Source organism: Sphingomonas sp. CCH9-F2, from assembly GCF_001556735.1.
Taxonomy (GTDB): Bacteria; Pseudomonadota; Alphaproteobacteria; order Sphingomonadales; family Sphingomonadaceae; genus Sphingomonas; species Sphingomonas ginsenosidimutans.
This window is the reverse complement of the sequence record NZ_LSJO01000553.1, coordinates 1-8,601: the sequence shown is the minus strand read 5'-3', so window position 1 is coordinate 8,601 and position 8,601 is coordinate 1. Positions and strand designations below refer to the sequence as shown.

Here is an 8,601-nt window from a genome sequence, read left to right as displayed (position 1 = left end):
GCCCCCGCCGGTTGACCCGCCTCCGGCGCACGGCCAAAGCATCGCCATGACCCGCCCCGGCTTCGCTTTCTCCACCCGCTTCAAGGTCCGCTATGCCGAGATCGACGGCCAGAAGGTCGTCTTCAATTCGCGCTACCTCGAATATGCCGATGTCGCGGTCACCGAATTCTGGCTGTGGACCGGGATCGGCGAGGCGCTGGGCGCGCTGTGGCACGACACCGAATTCCACGTCCGCCGCGCCGAGGTCGATTATCTCGCGCCATTCGTGTGGGGGGACGAGGTGGAGGCGTGCGTCCGCATCGAGCGGCTCGGCAACTCCAGCATCACCAAAAGGCTTGAACTGGTGAAGGCCGGCGAGGACATGCTGTGTGCCGTCATCACCATGGTCAGCGTCAACGTCCACCTGCCCACCGGCCGCCCGGTGCCGATCCCGGACGCGATCCGCGACCATATCGCCGCGCTGCCGCAGGGCTAAGCGGGCGGCGTCAGGCCGCGGGCGTATCGACCGGTACGTCGCCCGGCAGCGCCCAGTGCAGGTCGTGCTTGCTCAGCTTGCGGCCGTCGTGGCTCAGCACCGCAACCTCCTGGATCGGGCGGCCGTCGCGCACGTCGACCAGGATCGGGAACGCCGGCTCGCCGGTCTCCCACCGCTCGCCCCACTGGCGCAGCGCGATCATCGTCGGCAGCAGCGCCGATCCCTTGGGCGTCAGATTGTAGACGATCTTGCGGCGATCCTCCGGCACCGACGCGCGTTCCATGATGCCATGTTCGACGAACCGTGCCAGCCGGTTCGCCAGGATGTTGCGCGCGATCCCCAGCTCCTGCTGGAACTCCTCGAAATGGTGCAGGCCGTTGAACGCCGCCCGCAGGATCAGGAACGCCCAGCGTTCGCCCATCGATTCCAGTGCCGCCGGAAGGCTGCACTCCGCCAGATTTTCGCGCACCTTGCCCACGCATCACTCCTCGCGCCGAACGAAGCCCGGCGTCAACCCGCATCTATCGGACCGTATCCGTCGAATGTGCCTATATAGGTTTTATAATAAAACTCGCAAATGCGAGTTGCCTCTTGCAACTCGCATGCGCAGCAACTAGGTGGCGATCAGCAACTTACTCACGGAGTCGCCGTCATGCTTCGCACCGTCCTGTCCGCCATCATCGCTTCCGCCGCTACGCTGGCCGCCGCCGGCGTCTCCGCCCAGCCGGTCACCGGTTATTACGTCGCGACCCCGGCGTCGGCGCCGGCGAAGGCGCGCTTCATCACCCGCGCGACCGCATGGCAGCTGCAGGACGGTTCGTACGTCGCCGCCCGCGCGCCGGAACGCGACACCATCCTGTGCCAGCTGGTGGTGCGCGACATCGGCCCGCTCAGCGCGTTCAGCGCCGGCGGGAAGAGCTATGATGCCGCGCAGCTCGAAAAGTGCAACGGCAAGGCGGCGACCGCCACCGCCTCGGCACAGCGTTAACCGACCGCATCTCCCGCCCCTCTGATCGGGAGCACCATGGGCCTCTGCCGGAACTCCCCCGGCGGAGGCCTTTTTTGTTGCGCCCGTGTTGCCATCGGGGGGCGTTCGGCGGCATCCTCCTCGACGTGCCAGTGCTGAGACAATATGAACTCGTCGACCGGGTTCTCGATTACGATCCCGACGCCGACGAGGCGATGCTCAACCGCGCCTATGTCTTTTCCGTCAACGCGCACGGCACGCAGAAGCGCGCCTCGGGCGATCCCTATTTCAGCCACCCGATCGAGGTGGCGGGCATCCTGACCGAACTGCACCTCGATGACGAGACGATCGCGACCGCGATCCTCCACGACACCGTCGAGGACACCGTGGCCACCCCGGAGGAGATCGAACGCATCTTCGGCGCCAATGTCGCGCGGCTGGTCGACGGCGTGACCAAGCTCAGCAAGATCGAGGCGCAGACCGAGAACGAGCGCGCCGCGGAGAACCTGCGCAAGTTCCTGCTGGCGATGTCCGGCGACATCCGCGTGCTGCTGGTCAAGCTGGCCGACCGGCTGCACAACATGCGCACGCTCCACTATATCCCCAAGCCGGAGAAGCGCCGCCGCATCGCGCGCGAGACGATGGATATCTACGCCCCGCTCGCCGAGCGGATCGGCATGTACGAGTTCATGAAGGAGATGCAGACGCTCGCCTTCCAGCAGCTCGAGCCGGAGGCGTATGAATCGATCACCCGCCGGCTGGAACAGCTCAAGCAGGGGTCGGACGGCGACCGCATCGCCAAGATCGGCTCCGGGCTGAAGCTGCTGCTCGCACGCGCCGGGGTCGATGCCGAGGTGTCGGGGCGCGAAAAGCATCCCTATTCGATCTGGCGCAAGATGCAGGAACGCCACATCAGCTTCGAGCAGCTGTCCGACATCATGGCATTCCGCGCGATCGTGCCGACCGTGGAGGATTGCTATCGCGCGCTCGGCGTCATCCACCGCCGCTGGCCGATGGTGCCGGGGCGGTTCAAGGATTATATCTCCACCCCCAAGCGCAACGGCTACCGCTCGCTCCACACCAGCGTCATCCATGCGGAGAACCGGCGGATCGAGATCCAGCTGCGCACGCCCGAAATGCATGCCGAGGCGGAATTCGGCCTCGCCGCGCACTGGGCCTACAAGCAGTCGGTGCCCGCCACCGCCGGTACGCCGCCGCCCGCCGGGCGCCGCGCGGCACAACCGGGCGCGCAGGCCGGGTGGATCGCGGACTTGGTCGAAATCCTCGACACCGCCGCCACGCCGGAGGAACTGCTCGAACATACGCGAATCGCGATGTACCAGGATCGCATCTTCGCCTTCACCCCCAAGGGGGAGCTGATCCAGCTGCCCAAGGGCGCGACCCCGATCGACTTCGCCTATGCGGTGCACACGGATCTGGGCAACCAGGCGGTCGGCGCGAAGATCAACGGGCGCGTCGTCCCGCTGTCGACCGTGATCGAGAACGGCGACCAGGTGCAGGTGCTGCGGTCGAAGGCACAGGTGCCGCAGCCGGCGTGGCTCAACCTGGCGATCACCGCCAAGGCGCTGGCCGCGATCCGCCGCCACCTGCGCAACGAGGAACGCGACCAGTCGGTCGCGCTGGGGCGCAAATTGTACGACGACATCGTCCAGCGCCTGCCCGCGACGCTCGCCGCCAATGCGCTGGACGAGGCGCTCAAGCGGCTGAAACTGCCCGACGAGGCCGCGCTGATGCAGGCGATCGCGCGCCGCACGCTCGGCGATGCGCAGGTGATGGAGGCGCTGATGCCCGGTTCGGCGGGCGCCGACCTGGCGGACGCCCCACCGCAATCGAGCGCGATCTCGATCCAGGGGCTGGCACCCGGGGTCGCCTACGAACTGGCCGAATGCTGCCACCCGGTGCCCGGCGACCGCATCGTCGGCTTGCGCCGCCCGGATGCCTCGATCGAGGTCCATGCGATCGACTGCCCGGTGCTCGCCGCGCTCGCCGAACGGTCGGAGGAGGAAACCGACTGGATCGACGTCCAGTGGGGCGAAAAGACCGAGGGCGCCGTCGCGCGCATCTCGGTGGAGGTGCGCAACGAACCCGGTGCGCTGGGGATGCTGGCGACCGTCATCGGCCAGCACAAGGCGAACATCATCAACCTGCGCCTCGACAACCGCGACACGCAATTCCACACCAACACGATCGACGTCGAGGTCCACGACGCGCACCAGCTGATGCGCCTGCTTGCCGCGCTGCGCGCCGCCGAAGCGGTCAACGCCGCGGAACGCATCTGAGCGGCCCGCCGCGGCCCCGGACCCGGCCTGAACCCGAACAGCAAAAACCCCGCCAGACCGGTCGGCCTGGCGGGGTTTTTAATGGTGGGCGTGGCAAGGATTGAACTTGCGACCCCTGCGATGTCAACACAGTGCTCTACCACTGAGCTACACGCCCACGTGAGGAAGGCGCCTCTACCGGGGTCGGCGGGGGAGCGCAAGCGGTATTCCGCACGCTTTCCGTCATCCGCCCGGCGCGCCGCGCCGCGCGTCAGATCAGTTCGGCATTGTCCACGTTGAACAGCCGGTCGACCTCCAGCACCAGGTCGCGCAGGTGGAACGGCTTCGACAGGACGCGCGCATGCGGCATCGCGCTGCCGGCCTTCAGCGTGACGGCGGCGAAGCCGGTGATGAACATCACCCGCATCCCCGGCGCCATTTCCTGCGCCTTCTGCGCGAGTTCGATGCCGTCCATCTCGGGCATGACGATATCGGTCAGCAGCAGGTCGAACGTCTCGCGTTCGATCAGCGGCAACGCCGCGGTCCCGCGGTCCACCGCGCTGACGGCATAGCCCGATCGTTCCAGCGCACGCGCCAGATACTCGCGCATCACGTCATCGTCTTCGGCCAGCAAAATCTTGATCATCTTGGTCCTAAGCTCCCGTGCACGCCTTATGACCGACACGGCTTGAAGTTTCCACCAGCGGACATGGTGAACCGACGTCGTTAACCGGCTGAAATGCGACGAACGGTTGCGGGCGGCGCGACGCTTCCATAGCGTGCGGGCAGATGCCTTCGTTCCGCCTCGTCGGGCCGGTTCCGCCGGAAAGCCCCGTGATCCTGTCCGTGCCGCATGCCGGGCGCGACTATCCGGCGGCGTTGCTCGCGGCGCTGCGTGCGCCCCCGGCGGCGCTGCGCACGCTGGAGGACCGGCATGTCGACGCGGTCGCGCTGGCAGCGCGCGGTCGCGAGACGGTGCTGATGCAGGAGGTGCCGCGCGCCTGGATCGACCTGAACCGCGCCGAGGACGAGCGCGATCCGCTGCTGGACGAAGGCGCACGCGCCGCACCACTGTCGGCGAAGGTGCGCGCTGGGCTGGGGCTGGTCCCGCGCCGCACCAGCGCGGCGGGCGAACTGTGGTACGGCCGGCTGTCCGCGGCGGAGGTAGACGAACGCATCGCCGCCGCGCACCGCCCCTATCACGACGCGCTGGCGCAGGTGCTGGCGGCCACTCGCGCGCGATTCGGCGTGGCGGTGCTGGTCGACGTCCATTCGATGCCGCCGATCGCGGGCAGCCGCGCGCGGATCGTCATCGGCGACCGCTTCGGCCGGTCGGCGGCGGTCCGCTACGTCGCGCGGGTCGCGGGGGCGATCGGCGCGACACGTATCCCCTACGCCGTCAACACTCCCTATGCGGGTGGGCATATCCTCGATCGCCACGGCGATCCGGCGGGCGACGTCCATGCCATCCAGATCGAGCTCGACCGCTCGCTGTATCTCGACCGGCGGCTCGACGCGCCGTCGGTCGATCTGCCGGCGGTCGCCACGCTGCTGCGCGCGGTGGTGGACGCGCTGACCGACGAGGCGCTGGGGACCGGGCTGGCGCAGGCCGCGGAGTAGCCCCGGCCGACGGATCGGGCCTGACGATTCGCCGTCCATCGCACTGGCCCGCGCACCGCGGTCAGCCGCTCACAACCGGTCGAAGTCGATCGCCGCATGGCGGTCCAGCCGCTGGTCGGCGGCGGGCAGCGGATATTTCAGCCCGGTGGCGCAGTTGAACAGCACCACCTCCTCATCCTCGTCCACCTCGCCGTCGCGCAACGCCTGGCGATACGCCGCCAGCGTCGCGCCGCCCTCGGGGCACAGCAGCAGCCCGTCGCGCCGCGCGGCATCGTCTGCCGCCGACAGGATCGCCGGGTCGCCCACCGCCAGCGCCTTGCCCCCGCTCTCGCGCACCGCGCGCAGGATCAGGAAGTCGCCCACCGCGCGCGGCACGCGGATGCCGGCGGCGACGGTGTGTGCGTCCTCCCACCGCTCGGCATGTTCCTCGCCCGCCTCGAACGCGCGCACGATCGGGGCACAGCCCGCCGCCTGCACCGCATACATCCGCGGCCGTTCGCTGCCGATCCAGCCGAGCGCCTCCAGCTCGTCGAACGCCTTCCACATTCCGATCAACCCGGTGCCACCGCCAGTGGGATAGAAGATCGCGCGCGGCAGCCGCCAGCCCAGTTGCGCGGCCAATTCCAGCCCCATCGTCTTCTTGCCCTCGATCCGGTACGGCTCCTTCAGCGTCGAGAAATCGAACCAGCGCCCCTCGGCCGCGCCTTTGGCGACGATCGCGCCGCAATCGTCGATCAGCCCGTTGACCCGCCACACGCGCGCGCCCTGTGCCGCGATCTCGCGCACGTTCACTTCCGGCGTATCCTCCGGGCAGAAGACGATCGTCTCGATCCCGACGCGCGTGGCATAGGCGACCAGCGCCGCCCCGGCATTGCCGTTGGTCGGCATCGCGATACGGGTGACGCCCAGTTCCTTCGCCATCGCCACCGCCATGACGAGGCCGCGCGCCTTGAAGCTGCCGGTCGGCAACCGCCCCTCGTCCTTGACCCACACGTTCGCGCCGCCGCTCTTCGGAATCGGGATCAGCGGCGTCTCCACCTCGCCCAGGCTGACGACATTGGCGGTGCGCCGCACCGGCAACAGCTCGCGCCACCGCCACAGGTCGGTGCCGCGCGCGTCCAGCGCATCGCGCGACAGCGCCGCCGCCACCCCGTTCAGGTCATAGCGGACCAGCAACGGCCGCCCGGCGCGCGACAGGTTGTGGAGCGCGTCGGCGTCATACCGCTCCCCCGTCAGCGAACATTCCAGATGCGTGACGAAGGTCGCGCGCTCGGCGGTCAGATTGTCGTTCATGCCCCGCGGTCTAGGCGTCACTGCGCGATCGCGAAAGCACCGATGATCGTGTCGCGCAACGTGGCGGGCGTGCCGTACCCCGGCACCCCGCAACGCGCGTTCAGTCGGGTTTTTTCGCGACCGCCACCAGCGCCGGGCGCAGCAGCCGGTCCTTGATCATCCAGCCGGTCTGCATCTCCTGCACGATCGTGCCCGGCTCGGCATCACTTGCCACTTCCATCATCGCCTGGTGGCGATTGGGGTCGAGCGGCTGGCCCATCGCCTCGATGCGGCTCAGCCCGTGGCGCCCGAACACGCTGTGCAGTTCGCGACCCGTCGCCTCCAGACCGACGACCAGCCCCTTCATCTTCTCGTCCGCGCGCAGATCCGCGGGGATCGCGGCCAGCGCGCGGTCGAGGTTGTCGGCCACCGACAGCACGTCGCGTGCGAACGCGGTCGCGGCATAGGCGCGCGCATCGGCGGCGTCCTTCTCGGCGCGGCGGCGCACGTTCTGGATATCGGCCTGCGCGTACAGCGTCTCCTGCTTCGCGGCGGCCAGCTGGTCCTCCAGCTCGGCGATGCGCGCCGCGGCGGCATCATGTTCGGCCACTTCGGGCGCCGCCTCCGCCGTTTCGTCACGCAGGTCGTCGGCGGGCTTGTCGGTATCGGTCATTCTTTCCCTGTCTTTACTCAACGTATCGTGACGGCCGCTCATCCCATCAGCCGGGCAAGCGTCGCTGCGGTGAAATCCACCATGGGTACGACGCGCGCATAGTTCAACCGCGTCGGGCCGATCACCCCCACCACGCCGACGACGCGGCCGTCCTGACCGCGGAACGGTTTGGCGATCACCGACGATCCGCTCAGCGCGAACAATTTGTTCTCCGCGCCGATGAAGATCCGCGTCGCATCGCCTGCGCGCGCCGAATCTAGCAGCGCGGCCACCTCCTGCTTGCCCTCCAGATCGTCGAGCAGCCCGCGCACGCGCTCCAGGTCGGCGGCATCGGCATCGTCCAGCAGCCGCCCCTGCCCGCGCACGATCAGCACCGGGCGGCGCGCGCCGTCCTCGCTCCACACCGCCAGCCCGCGCTCGACCAGCGCGCGCGCCGCCGTGTCCAGTTCGCCGCGCCCCGCCGCCAGTTCGCGCTCCACCCGCGCGCGCGCCTCCGCCAGCGTCAGCCCGCCCATCGTCGCGGTCAGGTAATTGCCCGCTTCCACCAGCGCGCCGGGGGGAAGGCCGATCGGCAGCGCCACGACGCGATTCTCGACCGCGCCGTCCTCCGCGACCAGCACCGCCAGCGCCTGTCCCTGCCCCAGCGGCATGAACCCGATCGAGCGCAGCACCGCCTCGCGCTTGGGCACCATCACCAGCCCCGCGCACGCCGACAGGCCGGACAGCGCGGCGGTGGTCGCCGCCAGCGCCTCCTCGACCGGCCCGTGGACGCCCGCGCGCGCCTCGATCTGCGCGCGCTCGTCGGCGCTCGGTTCGTGCGCCTGCATCATCCCGTCGACGAACAGGCGCAGCCCCGCCTCGGTCGGCATCCGTCCCGCGGACGTGTGCGGCGCCGCCAGCAGCCCCAGCGATTCCAGCTGCGCCAGCACGTTGCGGATCGACGCGGGCGACAGGTTCAGCCCGGCCTGCGCCAGCGTCTTCGATCCCACCGGCACGCCATGTTCCAGATAGCCGTCGACGACGCGACGGAAGATGTCGCGCGCGCGATCGGTCAGTTCCGCGATCGGGGGCGTGGCGGCCATGACGCGAATGTAGGCTCAGCCGAGATCATGCTCAACGCCTCCCGCACGTGTCGGCGCGCAAACGGGCGTTGACAGCACCGCACCGGGCGGGCATTGGGCGCCCTCGCTTTTTGGCAAGCGCCGCTCGTGGAAGGGTGGCCGAGTGGTTAAAGGCAGCAGACTGTAAATCTGCCCACGCAAGTGTACGCTGGTTCGAATCCAGCCCCTTCCACCACCCCCCGCCCGGTCGGGGT

General features: G+C 69.1%; 9 protein-coding genes and 2 tRNA genes. 5 read left to right on the top strand and 6 right to left on the bottom strand.

Annotation, left to right across the window (positions count from 1 at the left end; genetic code table 11):
• Window positions 1-475 (top strand): acyl-CoA thioesterase (locus AX685_RS15610; protein WP_443026262.1); only part of this gene is annotated, 475 nt, incomplete at its 5' end.
• A 10-nt stretch (window positions 476-485) separates the two neighbouring features.
• Here the strand turns inward: AX685_RS15610 and AX685_RS15605 are convergent.
• Window positions 486-896, bottom strand: coding sequence for a winged helix-turn-helix transcriptional regulator (locus AX685_RS15605; RefSeq protein WP_082741009.1), 411 nt, complete (start codon window positions 894-896; stop codon window positions 486-488).
• Window positions 897-1,127: 231 nt separating this feature from the next.
• Here AX685_RS15605 and AX685_RS15600 point away from each other — a divergent pair, with 231 nt between their 5' ends.
• Both AX685_RS15600 and AX685_RS15595 read left to right on the top strand, forming a co-directional pair.
• The gene (locus AX685_RS15600; protein ID WP_066490283.1) at window positions 1,128-1,463 is read left to right on the top strand and encodes a CC_3452 family protein; all 336 of its coding nucleotides are present in this window, start codon (window positions 1,128-1,130) and stop codon (window positions 1,461-1,463) included.
• A gap of 131 nt (window positions 1,464-1,594) precedes the next feature.
• On the top strand, window positions 1,595-3,742 hold the full coding sequence (locus AX685_RS15595; RefSeq protein ID WP_066490281.1) for a RelA/SpoT family protein: 2,148 nt from the start codon (window positions 1,595-1,597) through the stop codon (window positions 3,740-3,742).
• 82 nt (window positions 3,743-3,824) lie between these two features.
• Here the strand turns inward: AX685_RS15595 and AX685_RS15590 are convergent.
• Both AX685_RS15590 and cpdR read right to left on the bottom strand, forming a co-directional pair.
• Window positions 3,825-3,899, bottom strand: a tRNA-Val gene (locus AX685_RS15590).
• Between the two features lie 93 nt (window positions 3,900-3,992).
• Window positions 3,993-4,367: a cell cycle two-component system response regulator CpdR gene (gene cpdR, locus AX685_RS15585; RefSeq protein WP_066490276.1), complete on the bottom strand. Its 375-nt coding sequence runs from the start codon at window positions 4,365-4,367 to the stop codon at window positions 3,993-3,995.
• 143 nt (window positions 4,368-4,510) lie between these two features.
• Here cpdR and AX685_RS15580 point away from each other — a divergent pair, with 143 nt between their 5' ends.
• On the top strand, window positions 4,511-5,341 hold the full coding sequence (locus AX685_RS15580; RefSeq protein WP_066490274.1) for an N-formylglutamate amidohydrolase: 831 nt from the start codon (window positions 4,511-4,513) through the stop codon (window positions 5,339-5,341).
• Between the two features lie 69 nt (window positions 5,342-5,410).
• On the opposite strand, the gene AX685_RS15575 is transcribed toward AX685_RS15580, so the two are convergent.
• From AX685_RS15575 to hrcA, 3 genes are all read right to left on the bottom strand, one after another.
• Window positions 5,411-6,634, bottom strand: a complete 1,224-nt coding sequence (locus AX685_RS15575; protein WP_066490272.1) for a threonine synthase — start codon at window positions 6,632-6,634, stop codon at window positions 5,411-5,413.
• A 100-nt stretch (window positions 6,635-6,734) separates the two neighbouring features.
• Window positions 6,735-7,286: a nucleotide exchange factor GrpE gene (gene grpE, locus AX685_RS15570; RefSeq protein ID WP_156445852.1), complete on the bottom strand. Its 552-nt coding sequence runs from the start codon at window positions 7,284-7,286 to the stop codon at window positions 6,735-6,737.
• Window positions 7,287-7,324: 38 nt separating this feature from the next.
• The gene (hrcA, locus tag AX685_RS15565; RefSeq protein ID WP_066490270.1) at window positions 7,325-8,368 is read right to left on the bottom strand and encodes a heat-inducible transcriptional repressor HrcA; all 1,044 of its coding nucleotides are present in this window, start codon (window positions 8,366-8,368) and stop codon (window positions 7,325-7,327) included.
• Between the two features lie 128 nt (window positions 8,369-8,496).
• Here hrcA and AX685_RS15560 point away from each other — a divergent pair.
• Window positions 8,497-8,582 (top strand) — tRNA-Tyr (locus tag AX685_RS15560).
• Window positions 8,583-8,601 lie beyond the last annotated feature (19 nt).